The sequence below is a fragment of the Delftia sp. RIT313 genome (assembly GCF_000632165.1).
GTDB classification, from domain to species: Bacteria; Pseudomonadota; Gammaproteobacteria; order Burkholderiales; family Burkholderiaceae_C; genus Comamonas; species Comamonas acidovorans.
Genome location: NZ_JFYT01000073.1, coordinates 13695 through 38016 on the forward strand (window position 1 = coordinate 13695; position 24322 = coordinate 38016).

The window sequence follows — 24322 nt, forward strand, 5'->3', positions numbered from 1 at the left end:
CGACCCAGGAGACAAAGATGACACAGCAAGCAAGGCGCGCATTGTGCGCAGGCCTGGCCGCCGCCTGCATGGCGCTGCCGGCCCTGGCCCAGGCCCAGACTCAGGGCGAGGCCCCCTATCCCTCGCGCAACATCGAGATGATCGTGGCCTACGGGCCCGGCGGCGGCACCGACCTGGTGGCGCGGCTGCTGGCCCGCCATCTGGAAAAGAAGCTGGGCGGCAGCGTGGTCGTGCTCAACCGCCCCGGCGCGGGCGGCGGCATCGGCTTTGGCGAACTGGCGCGCGCCAAGCCGGACGGCTACACCATCGGCTTCATCAACACGCCCAACGTGCTGACCATTCCCATCGAGCGCAAGAGCAGCTTTCACTGGAGCCAGTACGACCTGCTGGGCAACCTGGTGGACGACCCCGGCGGCTTTGCCATCCACAACAGCAACGCCATCACCACGCTGGCCGGCCTGGCCGCCTACGCCCGGGCCAACCCCGGCGCCGTGACCGTGGGCACCACGGGCACGGGCTCGGACGACCACCTGGCCATGCTGCTGTTCGCCAAGGCCACGGGCACGCAGCTCACCCATGTGCCCTACAAGGGCGCGGGCGAGGTGCGCGCCGCCGCCACGGGCCAGCAGATCACCATTGGCGCCATCAACGTGGGCGAGGTGCTGGCCTACCAGAAGGGCGGCACTCCCATCCGCCTGCTGGGCCAGATGTCGGCCGCGCGCAGCTCGCTGGCGCCGCAGGTGCCTACGTTCAAGGAGCAGGGCATCGATATCGAGCTGGCCTCCCTGCGCGGCCTGGCCGCGCCCAAGGGCTTGCCCGAAGGCGTGCGCAAAAAACTGGTCGATGCCGTGGCCGCCATCGCGGCCGACCCGCAGTTCAGGCAGCAGGCCGAGGCCATGTACGCGCCGCTGCGCTACCTGGCGCCGCCCGCCTACGCGGCCGAACTGGAGCGCACCGAGGCCGGCTTTCGCAAGCTCTGGACCGAGATGCCATGGCAGGACGGCAAGCCCTGAAGGCCCTGGCCATGCAAACCTTTGAATGGACAAGGACGACTGCCATGACCCCTCTGTCGCGCCGCAGCCTGGCTGCGCTGGCCCTGTGCGCCCTGGCCCTGCCGGCCCTGGCGCAAGGCCCCATCACCCTCATCGTGGGCTGGCCTGCGGGCGGCCCCTCCGACAACGTGGCGCGGCTGGCGGCCACGCGCATGAGCGAGGCCCTGGGCCAGCCCATCACCATCGACAACCGGGCCGGCGCGGGCGGCAACCTGGGCAGCGACGCGACGGCCCGCGCAAGGCCCGATGGCAACACCATCATGCTGGCCACCGTGGCCTCGCACGGCCTGAACTCCGCGCTCTACACCAAGCTCAACCACGACCCGCTCAAGGACTTCGCGCCCATCGGCATGATCACCACCTCGCCCAGCGTGCTGCTGGTGCCCGTGGCCTCGCCGCTGCGCTCGGTCAACGATCTGCTGGAGGCGGCGCGCGCCAGGCCGGGCCAGCTCAACTACGGCTCGGGCGGCGTGGGCTCCAGCCAGCACCTGGCCGGCGCCAGCTTCAAGCAGCTCACGGGCGTGGATGTCACCCACATCCCCTACAAGGGCACGGCCCCGGCCATGACCGACCTGATGGCGGGCCGCGTGGACTTCGTGCTCACCACGGGCGCCATCCCCTTCATCCGCTCAGGCAAGCTGCGTGCCCTGGCCGTGGCCTCGCGCCAGCGCCTGCCGGCCCTGCCCGATGTGCCCACGTTCGAGGAAGCAGGCGTCAAGGGCTTCTACACCGACTCCTGGTACGGGCTGGTTGCCCCGGCCGGCACGCCGCGTGCGGCGCTGGAGCGCCTGAACGGCGCACTGGCCACGGCGCTGCGCAATCCCGAGGTGCAAAAGCAGTTCATCGAACAGGGCTCGCTGCCCGTCAAGCCCATGGGCGTGGACGCGTTCTGGCGCTTCGTGCGCGAGCAGATGCCCGTGGCGGCCGAGCAGGTGCGGGTGTCGGGGGCCAGAGCCGAGTGAGCGCAGCCGGGTGCGGCAGTGCAGGATCGGCACGGGGGCGACTGCACAGCCGCAATGCAGCCAGCGTGTCACTGGCAGGTCACTGGCAGGTCACTGGTAGTTGAGCGTGAAGGTGGCCCGTCCGTTGGCCAGGCCTGTGGTGACGGAGGGCTGGGTCTGGACATAGCGCGCCGTCAATGGAATCACGTGGTTGCTGGTGTTTGGGGTGATGATGCCCGCCTGCCACTGGTTGGGATTGCCGAAGTTGGCGGAGTCCTCGCCGTAGCTGATGACCTTGTCGCTGCTGCGGATCTGGATGCCGATGCCGGCAGCCCCTCCGGTCACCGTCAGCACATCGGAGCGGTTGGCGGCATCGTTGGCATCCGTGAGCGTGACGAACGGGCGCAGGGTGGAATTGGCATCGCCCCCGGTGCAGATCAGTTCCAGATCGAATGGCTGGGGCGCGGAGGTAGCGCCTATCCCGTTGAACTGTGACCTGTTGATTCGCTGCAGGTTCACGGCGATGTTGCTCGTCTTCACCCGGCAACTGGCGCCTGTGCGCACCACGGTGCTGCCGGCCGCCATCACGGACCAGATATTGCAAAGGCTATTGCAGTCAAACCGGGCGGTTGCATAGCTGCTGACGCTGAAAGTGCCCGATTGAACGGCGCCTGTCTTGATGAGTTGCATCCATATGGTTTGCTCATGTACATCATCCTTTTGCCATCCCGTGGCTCCTGAATTGTTGGATTGAGTGGTGATGGACATGTTTTTGCCATTGGGGAAATTCCTGGCTTTCCATGTGGCACGCCAACGGATTCCTATTCCGCGCAAAGATGTGGAGTAGATATCGCCATCCAGCGTAGTGGGGTTCATGATTTGGGGCCATATTTCTGAAGTTGGCCCCGAAAGCACACTGTAGGAAATGGTATCGAGAGTGGATTTGACCATGGGCGATTCCCATAGCACTGATCCATTCATGATATTTCCTGCGGGAACGTTGATGATTTCCGGTAATTGGACGATGGATACTGCCGGGGTAAACATGCCTCCATAAATGGAGCTTACAGAAAAGCAAAGCGTTGCCGGAATGAGAAAATATCTGATTTTTTTCATATGAATGAAACCGGAAACGATGCAGGAGAGTTTGATGGGCGTGCTCCAAAGTCTATTCCTATGATTTATGAAAATCCATAGGATCATTCTTATTTTGGCAATGCTTTTTCATGACTCCAATGCCGTGTTCCATCCGCTGCCGTGGCGCGGCATGGTCACCGGGTCCGGCCTGCGGCACACCTGGCGCAAGCGGCGCCAACGACGTGGGCGGCCGCCTGGGCACGGCCGCCTGGGCATGGCCGCCACGGGCGACGCCTTTGCAAGACGCCTGGGCTGAGCCCGTGGCTCAACCCCGCCTGCGCGCCGCCAGCCCCTGCACCACGGCCGCCAGCCGGTCGATTTCCTCGGTGGTGTTGTAGAAGGCCAGCGAGGGCCGCACCGTGGTCTCCACGCCGAAGCGCCGCAGGATGGGCTGGGCGCAGTGGTGGCCGGTGCGCACGGCGATGCCTTCGGCGTTGAGCGCCTCGCCCACCTCGGCCGTGGTCCAGCCCTTGAGCACGAAGGACAGCACGCTGGCCTTGTCGGCCGCCGTGCCGATCAGGCGCAGGCCGGGAATGGGCGCCAGCGCCTGCGTGCCGTACTGCAGCAGGTCGTGTTCGTAGCGCGCGATGCGCTCCATGCCCAGGGCCTGCACGTAGTCGATGGCGGCGCCCAGGCCCACTGCGTCGGCAATGTTGCCGGTGCCCGCCTCGAAGGTGTTGGGCAGGGGCTGGTAGACGGTTTTCTCGAAGGTCACGTCGGCGATCATGTTGCCGCCGCCCTGCCAGGGCGGCATGTCCTCCAGCACCTCGCGCCGTCCCCAGACCACGCCGATGCCCGTGGGGCCGAAGACCTTGTGGCCCGAGAACACGAAGAAGTCCGCACCGATGGCCTGCACGTCCACGGCCATGTGCGAGACCGACTGCGCGCCATCGACCAGGGCCCTGGCGCCCGCCTGGTGGGCCAGCTCCACGATCTGCTGCACGGGCACGACCGTGCCCAGCGCGTTGGAGACCTGGGTGACGGAGACGATCTTGGTGCGCGGGTTCAGCAGCTTGCGGTATTCATCGATGAGCACCTGGCCCGAGTCGTCCACCGGGATCACGCGGATCTTCGCGCCCTTGGCGGCCGCCAGCTGCTGCCAGGGCACGATGTTGGCGTGGTGCTCCAGGTGGGAGACGATGATCTCGTCGCCCTCGCCCACATGCTGCCAGCCCCAGCTCTTGGCCACGAGGTTGATGGCCTCGGTGGTGCCGCGCACGAAGATGACCTCGTTCACGTCGGGCGCGTTGATGAAGCGGCGCACGCGCTCGCGCGCGCCCTCGTAGGCGTCGGTGGCGCGCGCGGCCAGTTCATGGGCCGCGCGGTGGATGTTGGAGTTCTCGTGCTCGTAGAAGTGGCGGATGCGCTCTATCACCGCGCGCGGCTTGTGCGTGGTGGCCGCGTTGTCCAGCCAGGCCAGGGGCCGGCCGTTGACGCGCTCGGACAGGATGGGAAAGTCCCGGCGCACGGCATGCACGTCGAAGGGCGCCTGCACGCCGGCCGTGCCATGCCTTGCCCCGTGCGAAGCCTGCTGGCGCTGCAGCGGATGGGCCGGCGTGGTGTAGCCGGCGGGCAGCACCACGGGATCGACAAAGTAAAAGCGCGGCTCGGCCGAAGGCACGGTGGACGCTATGCCGGGCCCTTCGGTGGGCACGCCGATGCGCGGCACGGCGGGTGACGCAGGTGCAGCAGGTGCAGCAGGTGCAGCAGGTGCAGCAGGTGCCGTGAACGGGAGCGCGGCCAGCGCATCCAGCGGATCGCCCTGGCGCTGGGGCACGCCCAGCACCTGCGATCCCAGGCGCGGCTCGTAGGCGGGCAGGGCGCTCACGACATGGTCGGGCACGCCGTTGCCGGCCTGGGCATGGGGAAGCAGCGCGGGCGCGCGGTGGGCCAGCGAGGCCAGCGGCGCGGGCGAGGCCGGCAGCAGGTTGCTGCCCGGCGCCTGGCCCTGCGGGATGGGCGTGCCCGGCACGCCGGGGCCCAGGCCTGCGGGGCTGGCCAGCGGCGAGCCGGGCGGCGCCACGTTCACGGGGGCCTGCACGCCAGCAGGCAGACCGGGAAGACCCGGAAGACCCGGCAGGGCAGGAGCCGATCCCGGTGCGGCGGAGAACAGGGCGTTGGCCATGCGCGCCAGCGCCTCGGGGTCGAAGGGCGCCTGGGGCGCCACGGAGGTGATTGCAGACACGGTCAACGCCCGGCCTCTTTACTTGTAGGTGTCGGGATAGTCGTGGTACTTGCCGATCTCGACATCGTCGAGCACGGCCAGCGCGTCGGGCGTGAGCACGGCCAGCGAGCAGTACAGCGAGATCAGGTAGGACGCGATGGCATGGTTGTTGATGCCCATGAAGCGCACCGACAGGCCCGGGCTTTGCTCGCCCGGCAGGCCGGGCTGGTACAGGCCGACCACGCCCTGGCGCTTGTCGCCCACGCGCAGCAGCAGGATCTTGCTCTTGCCATCGGCCACGGGCACCTTGTCCGAGGGGATCAGCGGAATGCCGCGCCAGGTGATGAACTGCGAGCCGAACAGGCTGACCGTGGGCGGCGGCGTGCCGCGGCGCGTGGCCTCGCGGCCGAAGGCGGCAATGGCCAGCGGATGGGTCAGGAAGAAGGCGGGCTCCTTCCAGACCTTGGTCAGCAGCTCGTCCAGGTCGTCGGGCGTGGGCGCGCCGGTCAGCGGGAAGATGCGCTGCTCGTCCGTGACCTGGGCCAGCAGGCCGTAGTCGGGGTTGTTGATCAGCTCGCTTTCCTGGTTCTCCTTGATGGTCTCGATGGTCAGGCGCAGCTGTTCCTTGATCTGGTCATGCGGGCTGCTGTAGAGGTCGGAGATGCGCGTGTGCACATCCAGGATGGTGGAGACGGCGTTGAGGAAGTACTCGCGCGGCTGCTCCTCGTAGTCCACATAGGTGCGCGGCAGCTGGTTGTCTTCCTGCTTGGCCGTGCAGGTGACCTTGATGGCCTCCGGGTTCTTGACGCGGTTGAGGCGGTAGATGCCGGCCTCCACCGGCGACCATTGCAGCAGGTGCGTCAGCCAGCGCGGGCTGATGGTCGAAAGCTGGGGAACGGTTTTGGTTGCGTTGGCCAGTTGCCGCGCGGCGTTGTCGCCTAGCGCGGTCGTGCCGCCCACTGTTGCCGACATGTGCAGACTCCGTGATCAGTTCAGGAAAAAGGGAAGGGGAAGGAAGGGAAACAGGGCCAGTGTCCCGGCCCGCGCACATGTCTTCAACATGCTATAGCCGCCAAGCGCAGGCCGCGCACCAGCTGGTCGTGGGCCACGGTTTCGCCGCGCATGACCAGGGCCGAGGGCTGCACGCCCAGCGAGACGGCCAGCTTCTCCACGGTCAGCAGCGAGGCGATGACGCGGCCGCGCTCTATCTCTCCCACGTAGGAGCGGTTCAGGTCCGAGTGCTCGGCCAGCCGCTCCTGCGACCAGCCATGGGCCTCGCGCGCCTGGCGCACGGCAATGCCGAAGCTGGTGACAAGCCGGGTGCTCATAGGGCCACCTCCCGGGGCTGCTGCGCGTGCTCGCGCGCATGGGCCTGGGTGACGTGAGCGCCGGGCGGCACGTCCTCGGTCACCCAGACATTGCCGCCGATGACGGCGCCGCGCCCCAGCGTGACGCGGCCCAGGATGGTGGCGCCCGCGTAGATGACCACGTCGTCCTCCACCACCGGATGGCGCGCCAGGCCCTTGCGCAGGTGGCCGTGCTCATCGGTGGGAAAGCGCTTGGCGCCCAGGGTGACGGCCTGGTACAGCCGCACGCGCTCGCCGATCACGGCGGTCTCGCCGATCACCACGCCCGTGCCGTGGTCCATGAAAAAGCCCCGGCCGATCTTCGCGCCCGGGTGGATGTCGATGCCCGTCTGCGCATGCGACAGCTCGGCCACGATGCGCGCCAGCAGCGGCTGCTCCAGCAGGTACAGCTGGTGGGCCAGGCGGTGGTGGATCATGGCCAGCACGCCCGGATAGCACAGCAGCACCTCGTCCACGCTGCGCGCGGCGGGATCGCCCTGGAAGGCGGCCAGCACGTCGCTGTCGAGCAGGCGGCGGATCTGGGGCAGGGACTCGGCAAAGGCGCGTGCGATGTCCAGCGCCATGGCGTCGGCGCCCGCTGCCGTATGGGGCGCGGACAGCCGCAGCTCCAGCCGTATCTGGCCCAGCAGCGCATGCAGGGCCGAGTCCAGCTGGTGGGCCACGAAGATGTCCTCGCTTTCCTGGCGCAGGTCGTGCGGGCCCAGGCGCATGGGAAACAGGGCTGCCTTGAGCTGGTCGATGAGGGTGGAAAGCGCGTCGCGCGAGGGAAACTCGCGCGCCCCGGGCTCCTGGGTGCGGCCGTGGGCCTCGCGCCATTCGCGGCGCGCCGCATGCAGGTTCTGGGTGAGTCCGGCAATGTCGAAACTGGCCATCTGCGTGCTCCTTCAGTCTTGAATCCAGGGCAGGCCGTGGAAGCGCCAGCCGTCGTTTTTGCCGCGCTGCTGCCGCGCGTCGATCTCGCCCTCGAAGCCTTCGAGCACGTTGAACACATGGGCGAATCCGGCCTGGGCCGCCACCTGGGCCGCCAGCACCGAGCGCTTGCCGCTGCGGCACAGCAGCAGGGCCACGGCCTCCTTGCCGCCGTGCGGGGCCAGGCGCGCTTCCAGCTCGCGGGCAAAGCGCGGGTTGCGCGTCAGCGCCGTGCCCGTGGCCCAGGGCACGTGCAGGGTGCCCTGCACCTGGCCGACGAACTTGCGTTCCTCGGCCGTGCGCACATCGACCAGCACGGCCTGGCCGGCCTGCACCAGCGCCCAGGCCACGGGCGGGCGCACGCCGCCTGCGTGGCCCAACCCCTGTGCCTGGGCGTGGTCCTGTGCCTCCTGCAGCGCCTGGGGCAAGGCGGTTTCCAAAGTGAGGGCTGTCATGTCGTCGTCCTTGCGGAGAATTCGCGGGTTGGTGGCTATAGGCACCAATCTAAGAACTTCGCGGCAAGCCACCAACGAACAAGAGCGGCGTTTGATAGAAGCAAAACGTCTATGAAGGCGCCGCGTGGCGCCATGCCCGGTTCGGGCGATCAGGCCGTCAGCAGCCGCTGCAGCATCCACAGGTTCAGCGACACCACCAGGGCCGCGCAGCCCCACAGCACCGCCGACATCCTGGGGCCAAAGGCCAGCTCGCCCAGCGCCTTGCGCCGCGTGGTGAACAGCAGCAGCGGCACGATGGCAAACGGCAATTGCAGGCTCAGCACCACCTGGCTGAACACCAGCAGGGCGCTGGCGCCGGTGCTGCCGTACCAGGCGGTGGCCACCACGGCGGGCACGATGGCGATGCAGCGCGTCAGCAGGGCGCGCAGCGCGGGCGACAGGCGGATCTGCAAGAAGCCTTCCATCACGATCTGCCCGGCCAGCGTGCCCGTGACCGACGAACTCAGCCCCGAGGCCAGCAGCGCCACGCCGAACACCGCGCTGGCGATGCCCACGCCCAGCAGCGGCGACAGCAGGTGGTAGGCGTCCGACAGCTCGGTCACCGGCGCCTGGCCGGGCCGGTTGAACGCGCCGGCCGCCACCACCAGGATGGCGGCGTTCACGAACAGCGCCAGCCCCAGCGCCACCGTGGAGTCCAGCGTGGCCAGGCGGATGGCCTGGCGCGTGCCCTGGGGCGTGGTGTCATGCCGGCGTGTCTGCACGATGGACGAATGCAGGTAGAGGTTGTGCGGCATCACCGTGGCCCCCACGATGCCCACGGCCAGGTACAGCATCTGCGGATTGGCCACGATCTCCATGCCCGGCAGCAGGCCGCGCAGCACGGCCGCCACGGGCGGCTGCAGCCAAACCAGCTGGGCGGCAAAGCACAGGCCGATCAATGCCACCAGGGCGATCACCACCGACTCCAGGCAGCGAAAGCCCCGGCTTTGCAGCGCCAGGATCAGCATCACATCCACCACCGTGATGCACACGCCGGCCAGCAGCGGCAGGCCGAACAGCAGGTTCAGGCCGATGGCCATGCCCAGCACCTCGGCCAGGTTGCAGGCCACGATGGCGATCTCGCAGAAGAACCACAGCACCAGGTTGATGCGCGGGGAAAACTGCGCGCGGCAGGCCTGGGCCAGGTCCCGCCCGCTGGCCAGGCCCAGGCGCACGGCCGCCGCCTGGAACAGCATGGCCATCAGGTTGGAGGCAAAGATCACCGCCAGCAGCGAGTAGCCGAACTGCGAGCCGCCCGCGATGGAGGTGGCCCAGTTGCCAGGGTCCATGTAGCCCACGGCCACCATGTAGCCGGGCCCGGCAAACGCCAGCACGCGGCGCGCGTTGTCCGAGCGGCTGGCGCCGCGCGGCACGGCGATGCTGCGATGCACCTGCGGCAGGCTGGGCGTGCCCGCGTGGCCGTGATCCGGCTCGATGGCGCCGAAGCGGCCCTGTTCAGCCGCAAGCACGGTGTCGTTCATGGGGGCCTTTCCGCCGGCGGGGGCACGCGGTTGCAGGGGGATGCCTATCGGGCCGTCGGCACCAGGCCGCTGGCGGGTGCAATGGCTGCTGCAGCGGGTGCGGCATCGGTGCCTGCGCCGCGCCACAGCGCCACGAGATCTCCGGTCACGATGACCGCGCCGGCCAGCACAATCAGGCTGCCCACGCAGCGGCGCGCCACGGTGGCAGGTTTCAGGCGCCGCGGCGTGCGGCACGGCGTGCTGGCCGGCGTGCGGGGGGCGGATGAGGAAGGCAGAAGGGACATCATGGCAACTCCTTGGCAGGGGAACGCTTGTCTCGGGCCAGCCCCGGGGAAGCCCGCCTGCCCCGGCCGGTGCGGGGCAGGCGGGCGGTCCGCGTCAGGCGTAGGCGCTGCTCATCACCAGCGAGCCGTTCACGCCCGCCGGGAAGAACCCGCCCTTGGTCGCCGTGTCCTTGGTCAGGTACACGATGTTCAGCACGTCGCCCGGCGAGCGGCTGTAGGCGATGCCGTTGGAATCCAGCGGCACGATGTTGGACGTGGTGGCGTCCCCCGTGATGCCCTGGTCCACGTCGGTGGAGCCATCCAGGCTGTCGCGCGCATCCGAGATGGCGCCGGCCGCCGTGCGCAGCGCGGGCGTGGCCAGTCCCTTGGCGTACAGCACCGTGCGCACCAGGCCTGCGTGGTAGGCCTCGGCGGCCAGGATGCCGGCGGCTGCCTCCAGATAGGTCTTGTTGGTGATCAGCGGCGATGCGCCCTTGTAGGCGGTGACGCCCACGTCCTCGAAGATGAAGGCCCCCAGCAGGAAGTTCTCGTCACTCGCATAGGGATCGAAGGCCGTGCCCGCGCCCACCAGGCCGGCCGCTCGCGCGGCCACCGAGAAGGCGCCGTTCGGGTCGGTTCCGCCGATGTCGATCTGCGGCTGCGCCACTGCGGCCGAGCCCAGCGCCGCGCGCAGGAAGGCCACGTGGGCAATCTCGTCCTGGGCGATCTCCTTGGCGTACTGCGCCACCACGGGGTCCTTGAAGGCCACGGCACGGCCGCCCGTGATGGCGCCCTGCGTGCCCACGCCCGACTGCAGGTTGGCGGGCAGGCCGGTGCCGAACACCGCGTAGTGATAGAACTGCGACTCCAGATACTCCAGGTTGAGGGCGAAGTTCAGGATCTCCGCATCCGTGGGCCCGTTGGCCTGCGCATTCGCATCGCCCCCGCCGCCGCCGCAGGCGGACAGGATCACCCCGCCCGCCATGCCCACGGCCACGCCGCTGGTCTTGCGGAAGAACTGGCGCCTGTCCTCCAGCTTCTTGGCACGTTTTTGCAAAACCCCGATCAACACTGATTCGTCGGACATGATGGTTCCTCTCGGTTCGCGGCAGGCGCGAACGGTCAACGTGAAGAATGCGCCTCCGGCCGAAAGCACACGGGTGTGGCGAAAGCGCGTTCCACTGAAGAGGTGGCCACCTGCTCCAGGGGAATGGGATGCGTCCCCGCTATCCGGCAGTACGCAGGCCGCGCAGGTCTGGATGTGCCGCAATTGAAAGCGCAGGTAACGGTTTGCGGATGCAGCCGTTTCTTTTTCTTTTTTGAATCCAGACCCCGCTGCGCTGCGTATCCAGATCAGCCGGAATCGTTCGGCTTGTCATCAACCCGCTAGGAGCATTCCATGGTCTCGATTCAAAACACCCGCAAGCTGGCCTCGTTCGGCCTGGCCATCGTGATGTCGGCTGCCTCCGTGGCCGCCATGGCCGATGTGATGGTGGGCGGCGCACCCATGCTGCCGTCCAAGGACATCATCGACAACGCCGTCAACTCCAAGGACCACACCACCCTGGTCGCAGCCGTCAAGGCGGCGGGCCTGGTCGATACGCTCAAGGGCCCGGGTCCGTTCACCGTGTTCGCGCCCACCAATGCCGCCTTCGAGGCCCTGCCCGCAGGCACGGTGGACACCCTGCTCAAGCCCGAGAACAAGGGCACGCTGACCACCGTGCTGACCTACCACGTGGTGGCCGGCAAGTGGGATGCGGCGGCGCTGTCCAAGATGATCAAGGACGGCAAGGGCATGGCCAGCATCAAGACCGTCAGCGGCGGCACGCTGGTGGCCAAGTCCAGCGGCTCCAAGATCATGCTGACCGATGAAAAGGGCGGCACGGCCACGGTGACCATCCCCGACGTCTACCAGTCCAACGGCGTGATCCACGTGATCGACAAGGTGCTGCTGCCCAAGTGAGCGGCACAGGCAGCGAGCGGGCCGACCACTGATCGCCGCGGTCAGTGGCCGGAGCCTTGCGCCTTCGCCATGCGCCTGGCGGGCGCGCCGCCGGAGGGCGCTCCGCCAGAGGGCGCACCGCCATAGGTCGATCCCGCATAGATGGCCGCCAGCGTCAGCGCCATGCCGGCCAGCGCCATCGGCGTGGGCCGGGCGGTGAAGAACAGCACGTCGATGGCATAGGTGCCTATGGGCTCGGCCAGCAGGATGAGGCCGGCCAGCGAGGCCTTCACATGCGGAACGGCCGTGCTCACCATGAGCCAGGCCACGCCCTGCACCAGCAGGCCGTACAGCAGCAGCGTGCCGAAATCGGCCGCGCCGGCAATGGCCAGCGACTCGCCCTCCAGCCACGCGGCTGCCAGCAGGCAGGGCGCGGCGGCGGCGCACAGCACGGCCATATTGACGGCCGGATGCGTGGCGTGCGGCGGGGTCTGCCCCTTCTTGATGAAGACCACGCACAGCGCATAGGCCGCCGCCGAGGCCAGGCCCAGGGCCACGCCCAGCCAGTGCTCGGACGCCGAATCGGGGCCTGCGGCCACGGGCAGCCCCGCGCCTGACACCATGAGGATGCCGGTGGCCGCCAGCACCAGCGCCACGAAGTAGACGACCGTGATCCGCTCGCGGAACACCGCCCAGGCCAGGCCCGCCAGAAAGAACGACTGGCAGTTGGTCAGGATGGCCCCCAGGCCCGGCCCCACCATGCGTATGCTCTTGTGCCACCAGTACAGGTCCAGCGCCAGCGCGGCGCCGGCCAGGCAAGCGTACAGCAGGGCCTGGCGCGTCATGCGCCAGCGCAGGCCGCGCCACAGGGCAAAGCCGGCCAGCCCCAGGCCGCCCAGCAGCATGCGGTAAAAGCCCATGGCGCTGGTGCCCATGCTGCTGAAAGCCACGGCCACGCCGGACAGGCTCAGGATCAGCCCGCCCACGGCCAGCAGCGCCAGGTAGCTTGTCTTTCCGTTCATGCGCATGGCCCCGTCACGCTTGCCGGTCGGCGGCATCGCGCCGCCGGTATTCGAGCTGGCGTGCCGTCTCGGCCGCGATCTCCGCGCCCAGCAGGCGCTCCACCAGGTGCAGGGCCATGTCGATGCCCGCCGCAAACCCGCCCGAGGTGACGATGGCGCCCTCATCGATCCACAGCCTGTCGGCGCTCACGCGGGCATCCGGCGCAATGGCGCGCAGGTCTTCCGTGTCCTCGAAGTGCGTGGTGGCCTCGCGCTGGTCCAGGAGCCCTGCCCGCCCCAGCAGGAAGGAGCCCACGCAGACGGAGCCCGTCACCTCGCTGCTGCCGGCCACCTGCCGCAGCCAGGCGGCGACCTCGGGTGCGGCCAGTTCGGCCTGCAGCGCGCCGCCGGCCACGATCACCAGGTCCAGCGGCGGATGGTCCTGCAGGCTGGCCTGTGCCTGTATGCCCACGCCTTCGCGCGTGCGCACGGCGGCGCCGCTGCGGCTGATCACCACGGGCTGAAACGGGGGCGAGGCCGCCAGCCCGCGCCGCACGGCCACGCGCGCGGCCACGTCGAACACCTGCAGCGGCCCTGCAAACTCCAGCAGCACCACGCCATCAAAGACGAAAAATCCAACGGTCCGGGTCTTCATCCACCACTCCTGTCTGTCGAGGAGTGGCAGCTTAGGCAGGCCGCAGCGCGCGGTCTTGGACGGAATTGATCAGGCCGGGCCGCTCAGGGCCGCTCAAGGCCGCTCAGGGCCGCATGGCCTGGCGGTACTGCGAAGGCGCCACGCCATGCGCGCGGCGGAACCAGTTGGAGAAATGGCTCTGGTCGTAGAAGCCCAGCGACAGTGCCACCTCGCTCAGCGCCAGCGTGCCGCGCAGCAGGCCGCGGGCGCTTTCGGCGCGGCGGGCCTGGTGGTAGGCATGGGGCGTGATGCCGTAGCGGCGGCTGAAGCTGCGGATGGCGTGCTCGGGACTGAGCCCGCAGACGGCGGCCAGCCGCGCGGCGCCCAGCTCCTGGTCCGCATGGGCGTCGATGAACTCGCGCAGCAGTGCCGCGCTGGCGCCATCGGGCGCATGCGGCCGGCCGGGGCTGTGCACCACGCGGCGCAGCAACGCCAGCAGGGCCTCGTCGGCGGCCAGGCCGTCCTGCGGGCCTTGCAGCAACTGCCGGGCGCAGGCCCGGGTCTGCGGGTCGCGCAGGCTGACGGCGTCGAACCAGCCATCGCGCACGCCCAGCAGCGCGTGCATGCGGGCGGGCTCGACATGCAGCATGTCGTAGGTCCAGCCCTGCTCGCCGCCCGGGCGCCCGTCGTGGATCTCGCCGGCGTTGAACAGCGCGATATCGCCACCCGTGAACTCGCGCTCGGCGCCCCGGCTCCAGCACAGCTCGCGCCCGCCGTGGATGACGGCAATGCCCATGGTGTCGTGGAAGTGGCGCGGATAGCGGTGCTGCACCGCATGGCCGCTGAGGATTTCCACACCGCCCAGCGCGCAGTGGCGGCGGTAGGTCAGGGCGCGTTGCGGGCGCTTGCCGGGTAGGGGCGCGGCCATGGCCGGTCTCAATCCGCGCCGGGGGCCGCTGCCGGCGTCCTGGCCTGCGCGGCCAGCTTGGACAGCCGCCAGCGCGTCAGGTCGTCCGCGCCGGGGCCGGCCTCCACGCGCAGCTCGGAAAAAGGCACGCTGCGGCCCGATTCCTCCTCCACCAGCGCCAGCCGCAGGGGCGTGCCCGATTGCGCGCGCACAAAGCGCATGGGCGGCTGGGCCTGCTGCTGCAGGCGCCACCGGTCGCCGACCTGGGCCAGCGCCTGGATCACCAGGGACAGGTCGCGGCCCTTGGGCGTGAGCAGGTACTCGTAGCGGTCCGGGCCGCTTTGGTAGAGGCGGCGCTCGACCAGGCCGGTCTGCTCCAGCTGGCGCAGGCGGTCGGTCAGCGTGGCGTTGGTGATGTCCGTGGACTTTCTCAGGTCGTCATAGCGGCTCAGGCCCAGCATCAGGTCGCGCAGCACCAGCATGGCCCAGCGGTCGCCTACGGCCTCCAGCGCGGTGGCGATCGAGCAGGCCATGCCCTCGAAGCTCTTGGATCGCATGGGGTTTCCCTTGTGTGTTCGCGGTTGTCGCAGGCCTGGAGTGTCTCAGCAAAACGCAAGCCCGGTCCGCAAAGGTGGATTGCGTGCTTGTAACTCTAATGATTGGAGTTTATATTTGGAGCCACTATCAACCACGGCTTTTCAAGCAAGGACTTCCTTCATGAGCACGCATCAAGGCACCGCCATCGTCACTGGCGCCTCATCCGGCATTGGCGCCGTCTACGCAGACCGCCTGGCCGCCAGGGGCCATTCCCTGATCCTGGTGGCCCGCCGCGAGGACCGGCTGCAGGCGCTGGCGCAGCGCCTGCGCAGCGCGCATGGCAGCGAGGTCGAGGTGGTGGCCGCCGACCTGGCCGACGCCACCGGTCTGCAGCGCGTGGCGGCGCTGCTGTCGGGTGAGCGTGACATCCGCATGCTGGTGAACTGCGCCGGCCTGGGCGCCCTGGGCCCGGCCGCCCAGGTGGATGCGGGCGAGGTCGATCGCATGGTCATGGTCAACATCCATGCATTGACGCGGCTGTCGCTGGCGGCGGCGCGGCTTTTCGCCACGCGCGGCCGGGGCACGCTGATCAACATCGGCTCCATCCTGGCCGTGATGCCGGTGCCGGGCGCCTCCAGCTACGGCGCCTCCAAGGCCTATGTGCTGAACTTCACGCGCTCGCTGCAGGCCGAGCTCGCTTCCAGCGGCGTCATGGTGCAGGCGGTGATGCCCAGCCTGGTGCACTCCGAATTCTTCGGCGGCAAGCCCGCGCCGTTTCCCGAGCACCTGTTCATGTCGCCCGAGTCCTTGGTGGATACGGCTCTGGTCGCACTCGACCAGGGCGAGGCCATCTGCTTTCCCACGCTGGGCAGCACGACCGCCTGGCTGGACTTTGACCAATCGCGCGCCAATCTCGTCAAGGCGCTGACGCTCAGCGGCGTGCCGGCAGCGCGCTACCAGGGCGCGGATGCAGGCCAGCCCGCCTGACGCCTGACGGCCCGCCGCGCCGCCACCCCGGATTTCCCGAAACCTTTTCTTTTTTGCACCCGGAGAAAACCATGCCCCTGTGGAAGATCTACCACCCCGAAAACGCCTTCAGCGATGAAGACAAACAGGCCATCGCCCAGCGCATCACGGCCGTCTACGGCGACCTGCCGCGCTTTTACGTGGGCGTGGTGTTCGAGGCTGTCGCGCGCACTTCGTTCTTCATCGGCGGCGAACCTGCGGATGATTTCGTGCGCATCTCCGTGGACCACATCGCGCGGCAGATCCGCGACGAGGAGACCAAGACACGGTTCCTCGAAGGCGTGCGGCGGCAGCTGTCCCCCTTCATTGCCGACCGGGGCCTGCGCTGGGAGATGCATGTGGACGAGACGCCCTTCAGCCTGTGGAGCATCCAGGGCCTGCGCCCGCCCGTGCCGGGCACGCCCGAGGGGGAGAAATGGCGCCTGGACAATCGGCCTGCCGCCTACTGAGAGGCTTGCGGGGGCGGGACAGGGGACAGGCCCCGTGGCCTTTCCACCTCCGGCCCTTGCACCTCCGGCCCTTGCACTTTTCCCCATGCACATTCGTCCCGCACACATCGAAGACGCCGAAGAGATCAGCGCGCTGGTCTCCAGCGTGTCGCACCTCTTCACCCTGGACTCCGGCAGCCAGGGCGCGCAGGAATTCCTGAAGGCCCTGGGGCCGCAGGCGTTCCAGGCCTACCTGCAGGACCCCCGCTACCTCTTCATCGTTGCCAGGCAGGGCGATGCCCTGGCAGGCATGGCGGCCCTGCGTGACGGGCGCCATCTGTTCCACCTGTTCGTTGGCCTGCCGTTCCAGCGGCAGGGACTGGCCAGGCGGCTGTGGCAGGCGCTGCAGCCTGCCATCCACCCGGACGCCGGCAACGTCACCGTCAACTCCACGCCGTTTGCCGTACCCGCCTACGAAAGGCTGGGTTTTCGGGCCACCAGCGCGCCGCTGGAGAAGAATGGCGTGGCCTTCGTACCCATGCAGATGGAACTGGCGTAGCGAACGTGACCGCAGACCTGGCCGAAGCCTGCGCCGGTTCCCAAGCATGTCTTCATGTTGGCCGAGACCCTGGTGGATACGGCCCTGGCGGCACAGGACCAGGAACCGTTGCCTTGTACCCAGGGCAACACTGGGTCTATCTGGAACATCCACCGACAAGGGACATGCGTTCAGCGGTGAGGACAAGCAGGCCGTCGACCGGTGCATCACGGGTATTTACAGCAAACTCGCGAAATTGGACGTGGGCGTGGTTTTGGGAACCCTGGTCAAGGCTTGCTGCTTCATTGGTGGACAACCCATCGATGATTTCGTGCGTATTGCGGCGGACCCCATCGTGTCGCATATTCAGTAAGAGGCAACGGGGTCGCGATTTCTGAGCGCCGCTGCCAACTTCACCTGCCCACCATCGCCGACCCGCTCCAACCTGCGATCTGCGCAGCCTGGCGGGCCTCCGTGCGGGAAATGGCGGCAGGACAACCGGACTTCAGCGTTCGATTGGCCGCCGCAGCGGCCGGTTGTGCTGGCGGCACTGTCTTGCTTCATATGACGCAGCGCATACGGCCGATTATGGGTAATGCAATGGATTTGGTTGGTATGCAATCGAACAGGCCGTGATATGGAATGGCTGATGCTCGGATGAATGTGTGTCTATGGTCAAAAATCCAGTCAATGGAATTTGATGCGGCGACAAAGCGCCAATACAATGGCCGGCCGGTAAAGAGAGCCGGTCCTGCCGGGGGAGTTTCAACCCCTCAGATATCCTGATACCAAAACCATTGCCGAGGGAGCGCCAATGCGCGTCAGTCTGCCGGGAGGAGGCGCATTGCTGCAATGCGCCCTTGTTTCTGCCTTTCCCATTTCCCGCAACTGCGGCGGGCATTGCCTGCCGGGACGGCGCGCCAAGGTTGCGCAGATCCAGTGTCCACGGAAGGCTTTGTTCCTGCTGCGCAGGGCCGCCAGTCTGCTCGCGTGGATGGTTGTGGGGTCCCTTTTTTGGATGACCGCCATGCTGCCGGCCCAGGCGGGCATGCGTATCTCCGGGTCCATCAGTAGCAACGCGTCCTGGCCGGCAGCCAGTTCGCCCGTGCTCCTGCAGGGGGATGTGGTGCTGGAGTCCGGTGCCACGCTGACGCTGGAGCCCGGGCTCGTCATACAGATGGAGCCGGGTGCCAGTTTCACCGTGCGGGACGGCGCCGTACGCGCAATGGGCACAGCGCAGCAGCCGATCACCATCACTTCTTCGCGGCCCCAGCCCGCGCCCGGCGATTGGGGCGAATGGCGCTTTCTCGCGGGGACGCGGAGCGGGGCCACGCAATGGGTCCATGTGCGCATCGAGTACGGCAGTGGCCTGGTCGTCGCGGGTGCCTCGCCCGGCCTGGACCAGGTTTCCATCCTCCACCACAAGGGGCCGGCCCTGCGCGTGGACCTGCAGTCCTCGCCTCGCGGCAGCGGCCTGCGCGCCGAGGGCAATGGGCTCGATGCCGTGCTGGTGCCGGCGGGTGTCATCACCACCTCCGTCCAATGGGCGCTGACGGGCATTCCCTATCTCGTGGAGGGTGGCTTGATCGAGGTGGGGCGCGCACCCTTCTCCATCGAGCCTGCCGAGATCACCGTGGGCAGGGACAGGACCGGCACCATGACGCTGCACCTGGGCGTTCCGGCACCTGCGGGCGGTCGGACCGTGAGCCTCGCGACTGGTGCCACCCACATCGCCAGCGTCGGCTCCAGCCTGCATCTGGATGAAGGTCAGACGCAGGCCGATTTCAACGTCACAGGCTCCGCCTACAACCTCGGAACCACGCGGGTCACGGCCAGGCATCCCGATCTGGGCGAGGCCGTGGCCAGCATCACGGTGGCCGACCTGCCACGGGTCGGTCTTCAAGTGCCGCACAGCGCGATGCTGATCGGTCATCCCCACCGGGCCTCGGTCCAGCTGTCCCACCCCGCGCCTGCCGAAGGCGTGGAGGTGCAGCTGACCAGCACGCCCGAGGGCCGGGTGGTGCATCCCGCCAGCGTCAAGGTGGCGGCAGGGGAGACGTCCAGGGAGATCCAGATCCAGGGCACGGCGGCAGCGGTGGGTGAAAGCGCGCAGCTTTTTGTCAAGGCGCGCAACCATCTGAGCGAGGAGTCGGTCTGGCTGAGTTTCACGGACAGGATGCGCGTCGGCTTCGACTACCTTTTCGAGCCCCTCGTCGTGGGCGAGGAGGCAAGCGTCATTGTGGCGCCGGTGCTTCCGCCTCCGCCCATGGGAGGCCTGAAGGTCCGCCTGTCCAGCTCCAACCCTGCGGCCATGGTCGTTGCGCCCGCCGAGCTGCAACTGGTCGAAGGCCAGATGTACCAGTACGACGTGCCCGTCACGGTCAAGGGCGTCGGCCCGGGACGGGCCAGCGTGCTCGTGCACGGCGATTTTGCGGAAGGCGAGTCCCGAGAGATCCAGGTCTGGATGCCCACGGTGCTGTCGCTTGCGGCCACGGCCGACAGCGGCAAGGTGGTGGTCGGCCAGGGCCTGACGGCGCCGCAGGCGGTGCGCGTGTCGTGGCGCAAGGATGCGAACAGCCTGCACCAGTATTCAGGCGTGTCAGTCGATTTGCGCTGCGAGAACCCGGAGATCTGCCAGACCGTGCGTTCGTCTGTGCAGATGTCGGAGTGGAGCACCTCCGAGTACGTGGAAATCATCGGCCTGGCCCCGGGCACCACGCGCCTGATCGCGGGGGGGCGGCAACTGACCACGGCCACCATCCCCGTCGAGGTGGTGGGCCCGCAATCCGTAGCACTCATCGTCCAGGACGAGATGTCCACCCGCAGATCGGCCGAGATCTCCAGCGCGAGCTCTGCGCTGACCCCGCAGCGCTACATGTCCCTGCGCCAGGGCTTCCATGCCTGCCTGTCCGTGCCCGAGGCCGCGCCCTACGACCGGCAGCGCCCCGTGGCCCCGGACATGCGCGTGGACGTGGGCCTGTACGATCGCTCGCCGGCCGATGTGGTCCAGCACATCCGCGACCTGAGGCAGGACGGCGATGTCGTGGACAAGGCCTTCATCCAGACCTGGAGCGGCTGCACACCGGCGCTGTTCGTGGAGGAGGCCACGCAGCCGGGCAGCTACCGCATAGGGGCCGACCTGCCGGGAGGCCAGAGTGCACGCAGCGAGACCATCCGTGTCCTGCCGGACCGGGGCCTCACCGTCAACCGTCCCTGCGGCGACTGCAGCGACATGGCTGTGGCCCGGGGGTTTGCGTCCGATGTGGTGCTCAGGCCCACCTATCTCGGGAGCGAGGAGCTTCCCGAGCAGCCCATGCAGGCGCGGCTGCGCTGCATTGATGCGGCCATTTGCTCCGCGCAGGAACAGGTCGAGATCGCGCCCGACGGCAGCAGCGGAACGGCCCGGGTGCTCGGGCTGGCGCTGGGCGCGACGGACCTGGAGGTCTCGGCACCCTCCATGCCCGATCTCTATCCCGAGCCGGGCCGCGAGCGCATTGAGGTTGTCGAGCCCCGGCTGTCTTTCGATCGCTGGAAGTGGGATGACCCCGATCAGGCGAATGTGCAGATGACCGTGGGCGACCAGCAGTCCTATGCCATCTGCCTGGGCGATACCTCATGGGCCATGCTCAGCTATCCGCTGGCCGATCTGCAGGCCAGCGTGGTCTCTTCCCAGCCTTCAATCCTTGGCGTGGGCAGTGCCAGCGTTGCGTGGCCCGCAGGCCAGCCGTGCATGGACCTTGCCGTGAAGGCGCTGGCTGTCGGCAGCGCGGACATCACGGTGGTCCTGCCCGGCGTGGCGCCGCACACCAAGCGTTGGAGCGCCGTGCCCTAGCGCCTCAGCGCAGCGACAGCCCCGCCGACTGGATCGCGCGGGCGTAGCGCGGGCGCTCGCTTTGCAGGCTCTGGCCCAGGTCGGCCGGGGAGCCGCCCGCCACCTTGAAGCCCATGTGCTCCAGCTGGGCGCGCACATCGGGCGCCTGCAGCACGGTCTGCAGGTCGCGGTTGATCTTGGCGACGATGGGCGCGGGCGTGCCGGCCGGCGCGAAGTAGCCCTGCCAGCTCTCCACCGAGAAGCCGGGCACGCCGGCCTCGGCCATGGTGGGTACCTGGGGCAGGGCGTCGGAGCGGTAGGGCGTGGTCACGGCCAGGGCGCGCAGCTTGCCGGCGCGCACGTACTCGGTCACGGCGGCCAGCGTGATCAGCGTGGCGTCGGTATGGCCGCCCAGCACGTCCAGCGAGGCGGGGCCACCGCCCGGGTAGGGGATGTAGTTGACCTTGGCGCCCGTCTCCTGCGTGAGGATTTCATGCGCCACATGGGCAATGCCGCCATTGCCGGGCAGGCCCAGGCTGATGCTTTGCGGCTTGGCCTTGGCGCGGGCCAGGTAGTCGCCCAGCGTGTTCAGGCCCGTGCCGGGGTTGACCACCAGCACCTGCGGATTGACCACGGCCTTGATGATGGGCGTGAAGGCCTTTTGCGTGTCGTAGGGCAGCTGGGCAAACAGCAGGCCGTTGAGCGTGAGGCCCTCGCCCTGCTGCAGCAGGGTGTAGCCGTCGGGCGCGGCCTTGGCCACCTTGGCCGCGCCGATGGTGCCGCTGGCCCCGGCCACGTTCTCCACCACCACCGACTGGCCCCACAGCGCGGCCAGCTTGTCGGCCAGCGTGCGCGTGAGCTTGTCGGCGCTGCCCCCGGGCGCCACGGGCACGATGATGCGCACCGGCTTGTTCGGAAAGCTGTCGGCCGAGGCCAGGGCCGCCGGCGCGTGCAGGGCCAGGGCGGAGAACAGGGGAAGCAGCAGTGCGCGCAGCGCAGACGGGGTGCGGATCATGGGAGTGCCGGAGTGCAGAGAGTCGATGCCCGCAGTCTGGGAGGCTCCTGGCGCGGCGTGAACTAAGCATTGCGGCTATGCATATGCGGCTGCCGCACAACGTGCGTCACGCTTGCGCCACACATGCGCGCGCAGTGCCCAAAGCTCATATCCATATCTGCAATGCGTCGTTGGCGCCAGGGCGGGAGAGGCCTAACTTCGTGTCCTCCCGCGAACGTCCTCCCAGGCACTCCCATGACACAGACCCATCTCTCCATCGACTTCAGCGGCAGCGACGTGGCCAGCCGCCGCGCAGCCGCCATCACCGGCTTCATCGCCACGGCCCGGCGCCTGCTCCCCGATCCCGAGCGGGCCACGCCCGAGCAACTGCAGGCCGTGGCCCGCGAGCTGGAGGCGCTGGGCCTGCAGCGCGAACTGTTCCCGCATGCGCACTTCCCCGTCTCGGCCAGCAACCCGGCCCAGGTCTATCGGCTCAGCGAAGACCTGGGCGGGCGCTATGCGCTGTACCTGTCCACCGGCCTGCCGGGCAAGTCCCAGCCGCCGCATGACCACACCACCTGGGCCATCATCGCGGGCGTCGAAGGCGTGGAGCGCAACGTGTTCTTCACACGCGGCAAGACCGACGACCCGCTGCGCGACACCCTGGCGGTGGGCCGCAGCGTCGATGTCGGCAGCGGAACCTCGGTAGTGCTCACGCCCACCGACGTGCACACCATCGAGCTGATTGGCGAGGAACCCGGCCTGCACCTGCACTTCTACGGGCGCGGCCTGGAGCGCATGCCCGATCGCGTGGTCTTCGAGAGCCTGGAAGGCGGCAGCTTCCGCACCTTCGGCCCGCCCAAGTCGATTCGCCATGCGCTGGTCACACCGGCCGCTCTTCGGCAGGCCCTGGCCGACGGCGAGGAAATCGCCGTGCTCGACGTGCGCGAGGCCGGTGTCTTCGCACACCGCCACATCCTGTTCGCGGCGCCCGCCCCGGCCTGGCGGCTGGAGCAGCTCATCGACCGCCTGGTGCCGCGCCGGGGCACGCGCATCGTGCTGGTGGATGGCGACGGCACGCTGGCCCATGAAGCCGCCGCCAAGCTCGTGCGCCTGGGCTGGCCCAATGTCTCCGTGCTGGAAGGCGGCACCGAAGGCTGGGCGGCCGAGGGGCTGGAAATCTTCAGCGGCACCAACGTGCCCAGCAAGGCCTTCGGCGAAGTCATCGAGCATGAAAAGCACACGCCCTGGATCACCTCGGACGAGCTGGGCGCGCGCGTGCAGCGCGGCGACAACATCGTCGTCGTCGACAGCCGCACGCCCGAGGAATTCGCGGCCTTCAGCCTGCCCTTTGCGCTCAGCGTGCCGGGGGCCGAACTGGTCTACCGCATCGGCGAAATCGCCCCGGACCCGCAAACCCTGGTCGTCGTCAACTGCGCGGGCCGCACGCGCTCCATCGTGGGCGCGCAGACCCTGATCGACGCCGGCATCCCCAACCAGGTCGTCTCGCTGCGCAACGGCACCATGGACTGGCTGCTCACCGGCCGCAGGCTGGCCCATGGCCGCCGCACCCCGCTGCCCGAGCCCGGCGCCGTCGCCCTGGCCACCGCACGCGAGCGCGCAGCCAGCGTGGCACAGCGCGCGGGCGTGCAATCCATTGATGCGGCCGAACTGGCCCGCTTCGAGTCCGAAGCCACCGAACGCACGCTCTACCGCTTCGACGTGCGCACCCGCGAGGAATACCAGGCCGGTCACCTGCCCGGCTGGCGCTGGGCGCCGGGCGGCCAACTCGTGCAGGCCACCGACGAATACGCGGCCACGCGCGGCGCACGCATCGTGCTGGCCGACTGGGACGGCGTGCGCGCCCTCACCACCGGCGCCTGGCTGGCCCAGCTGGGCTGCGAAGTCTTCACCTACGTTCCGCCCACGCTGGCCACCCTGGAGGTCGGCGCCGAACCCGTGCGCGTGCTCGCCTCCCACGCGCCTGCGCCCCAGCTGTCCGTGCAGCAGGCGCAGGAACTGCTGGGCGAAGGCCGCGCCATCGTCTTCGACGTGGACAGCCGGCCCGCCTTCGAGAAGCAGCACATCGCCGGTGCGCGCTTTGCCGTGCCTGATCGTCTGCCCTCCTTCGTGCAGGCCCTGCCGCCGGCCCAGGTCGTGGTGCTGACCTCGCCGGACGGCGTGCTGGCGCGCAGCGTGGCGGCCGAACTGGCGGCGCGCACGGGGCGCGATGTGCGCTCCGTCGTCGGCGGCACTTCTGCCTGGGCTGCTGCCGGGCTGCCGCTGGGGCAGGGGGATGCGGATGTGCTGACGGGGGATGATGACCAGTGGTACAGCCCTTATGCGCATCGGGATCTGGGGTTGAGGGATGCGGGGTTTCGGGCTTATCTGGATTGGGAGTTGGGGTTGGTTGAGCAGTTGGAGCGGGATGGGTGGGCTTCTGGGATTCGGCTGGTGCCTGCTGTTTGAGTCTGGCTGTTGGTCTGCTTTTGGCCCCTGCCGGGTGGTTGTTTTTCGGGGCCGGGTTTCGGCCCGGCGGCCGACTCCCTTTCTTATCGCGCGATAAGAAAGGAAGCAAAGAAGCGCGCCCCAAACTGCCCACGACCCTTCGCTTCGCTACGGGCGACCTGCGTTGGGCGGGATGCGGGGTTCGCCGTGAAACTCTCTTCGCGCTGCGCGCTACGTTCAAACAACTG

The 24322-nt window shown here is 68.6% G+C and carries 22 protein-coding genes; 8 read left to right on the forward strand and 14 right to left on the reverse strand.

Annotated features, from left to right (window positions below; all coding sequences use genetic code 11):
* Positions 1–17: 17 nt before the first annotated feature.
* Both BW39_RS22375 and BW39_RS22380 read left to right on the forward strand, forming a co-directional pair.
* Complete coding sequence (locus BW39_RS22375; RefSeq protein WP_043824367.1) at positions 18–1013, forward strand: tripartite tricarboxylate transporter substrate binding protein; 996 nt, start codon at positions 18–20, stop codon at positions 1011–1013.
* 44 nt (positions 1014–1057) lie between these two features.
* A complete protein-coding gene (locus tag BW39_RS22380) occupies positions 1058–2014 on the forward strand; it encodes a Bug family tripartite tricarboxylate transporter substrate binding protein (protein WP_043824369.1) in 957 nt (318 codons plus the stop codon).
* A 90-nt stretch (positions 2015–2104) separates the two neighbouring features.
* On the opposite strand, the gene BW39_RS22385 is transcribed toward BW39_RS22380, so the two are convergent.
* The 9 genes from BW39_RS22385 to BW39_RS22425 all read right to left on the reverse strand — a co-directional run bounded on the left by BW39_RS22385 (position 2105) and on the right by BW39_RS22425 (position 10895).
* The gene (locus BW39_RS22385) at positions 2105–3109 is read right to left on the reverse strand and encodes a fimbrial protein (protein WP_235264267.1); all 1005 of its coding nucleotides are present in this window, start codon (positions 3107–3109) and stop codon (positions 2105–2107) included.
* A gap of 286 nt (positions 3110–3395) precedes the next feature.
* Positions 3396–5321 carry a family 2A encapsulin nanocompartment cargo protein cysteine desulfurase gene (locus BW39_RS22390; protein WP_043824372.1) on the reverse strand — a complete coding sequence of 642 codons (1926 nt, stop codon included), beginning with the start codon at positions 5319–5321 and terminating at the stop codon, positions 3396–3398.
* Between the two features lie 12 nt (positions 5322–5333).
* Entirely contained in the window at positions 5334–6266 is a 933-nt protein-coding gene (locus BW39_RS22395) for a family 2A encapsulin nanocompartment shell protein (protein WP_013800566.1), read from the reverse strand.
* Between the two features lie 83 nt (positions 6267–6349).
* Positions 6350–6622: a helix-turn-helix domain-containing protein gene (locus BW39_RS22400; RefSeq protein WP_012207587.1), complete on the reverse strand. Its 273-nt coding sequence runs from the start codon at positions 6620–6622 to the stop codon at positions 6350–6352.
* The gene (gene epsC, locus BW39_RS22405; RefSeq protein WP_013800567.1) at positions 6619–7533 is read right to left on the reverse strand and encodes a serine O-acetyltransferase EpsC; all 915 of its coding nucleotides are present in this window, start codon (positions 7531–7533) and stop codon (positions 6619–6621) included. The genes BW39_RS22400 and epsC overlap by 4 nt, the downstream gene beginning before the upstream one ends.
* A 12-nt stretch (positions 7534–7545) precedes the next feature.
* Positions 7546–8025: a rhodanese-like domain-containing protein gene (locus BW39_RS22410; RefSeq protein ID WP_043824373.1), complete on the reverse strand. Its 480-nt coding sequence runs from the start codon at positions 8023–8025 to the stop codon at positions 7546–7548.
* Positions 8026–8174: 149 nt separating this feature from the next.
* Complete coding sequence (locus BW39_RS22415) at positions 8175–9545, reverse strand: Nramp family divalent metal transporter (protein ID WP_043824375.1); 1371 nt, start codon at positions 9543–9545, stop codon at positions 8175–8177.
* Positions 9546–9589: 44 nt separating this feature from the next.
* Positions 9590–9832: a hypothetical protein gene (locus BW39_RS22420; RefSeq protein WP_043824376.1), complete on the reverse strand. Its 243-nt coding sequence runs from the start codon at positions 9830–9832 to the stop codon at positions 9590–9592.
* Between the two features lie 91 nt (positions 9833–9923).
* Complete coding sequence (locus tag BW39_RS22425; RefSeq protein ID WP_043824377.1) at positions 9924–10895, reverse strand: ferritin-like domain-containing protein; 972 nt, start codon at positions 10893–10895, stop codon at positions 9924–9926.
* Between the two features lie 312 nt (positions 10896–11207).
* On the opposite strand from BW39_RS22425, the gene BW39_RS22430 reads away from it, so the two are divergent.
* Complete coding sequence (locus tag BW39_RS22430) at positions 11208–11771, forward strand: fasciclin domain-containing protein (RefSeq protein ID WP_013800571.1); 564 nt, start codon at positions 11208–11210, stop codon at positions 11769–11771.
* Positions 11772–11812: 41 nt separating this feature from the next.
* Here BW39_RS22430 and BW39_RS22435 read toward each other — a convergent pair whose 3' ends face one another.
* The 4 genes from BW39_RS22435 to BW39_RS22450 form a co-directional block, all read right to left on the reverse strand.
* Positions 11813–12772, reverse strand: a complete 960-nt coding sequence (locus BW39_RS22435) for a DMT family transporter (protein ID WP_235264268.1) — start codon at positions 12770–12772, stop codon at positions 11813–11815.
* Positions 12773–12785: 13 nt separating this feature from the next.
* On the reverse strand, positions 12786–13406 hold the full coding sequence (locus BW39_RS22440; RefSeq protein ID WP_043824379.1) for a GlxA family transcriptional regulator: 621 nt from the start codon (positions 13404–13406) through the stop codon (positions 12786–12788).
* 103 nt (positions 13407–13509) lie between these two features.
* The gene (locus tag BW39_RS22445; protein ID WP_012207578.1) at positions 13510–14313 is read right to left on the reverse strand and encodes a helix-turn-helix domain-containing protein; all 804 of its coding nucleotides are present in this window, start codon (positions 14311–14313) and stop codon (positions 13510–13512) included.
* Positions 14314–14321: 8 nt separating this feature from the next.
* Entirely contained in the window at positions 14322–14849 is a 528-nt protein-coding gene (locus tag BW39_RS22450) for a winged helix-turn-helix transcriptional regulator (protein ID WP_043824381.1), read from the reverse strand.
* A 160-nt stretch (positions 14850–15009) separates the two neighbouring features.
* Here BW39_RS22450 and BW39_RS22455 point away from each other — a divergent pair, with 160 nt between their 5' ends.
* From BW39_RS22455 to BW39_RS22470, 4 genes are all read left to right on the forward strand, one after another.
* Entirely contained in the window at positions 15010–15816 is an 807-nt protein-coding gene (locus BW39_RS22455) for an SDR family NAD(P)-dependent oxidoreductase (RefSeq protein ID WP_043824383.1), read from the forward strand.
* A gap of 71 nt (positions 15817–15887) precedes the next feature.
* Positions 15888–16304, forward strand: coding sequence for a tautomerase family protein (locus BW39_RS22460; protein WP_043824385.1), 417 nt, complete (start codon positions 15888–15890; stop codon positions 16302–16304).
* 85 nt (positions 16305–16389) lie between these two features.
* Complete coding sequence (locus BW39_RS22465; RefSeq protein ID WP_043824386.1) at positions 16390–16842, forward strand: GNAT family N-acetyltransferase; 453 nt, start codon at positions 16390–16392, stop codon at positions 16840–16842.
* A 1006-nt stretch (positions 16843–17848) separates the two neighbouring features.
* Positions 17849–20653 carry a hypothetical protein gene (locus BW39_RS22470; RefSeq protein ID WP_152547304.1) on the forward strand — a complete coding sequence of 935 codons (2805 nt, stop codon included), beginning with the start codon at positions 17849–17851 and terminating at the stop codon, positions 20651–20653.
* Between the two features lie 4 nt (positions 20654–20657).
* Here the strand turns inward: BW39_RS22470 and BW39_RS22475 are convergent, their stop codons facing one another.
* Entirely contained in the window at positions 20658–21647 is a 990-nt protein-coding gene (locus BW39_RS22475; protein WP_013800577.1) for a tripartite tricarboxylate transporter substrate binding protein, read from the reverse strand.
* A gap of 234 nt (positions 21648–21881) precedes the next feature.
* Between BW39_RS22475 and BW39_RS22480 the strand changes: the two genes are divergently transcribed.
* The gene (locus BW39_RS22480) at positions 21882–24095 is read left to right on the forward strand and encodes a rhodanese-like domain-containing protein (protein ID WP_043824389.1); all 2214 of its coding nucleotides are present in this window, start codon (positions 21882–21884) and stop codon (positions 24093–24095) included.
* The last annotated feature ends 227 nt before the right edge of the window (positions 24096–24322 follow it).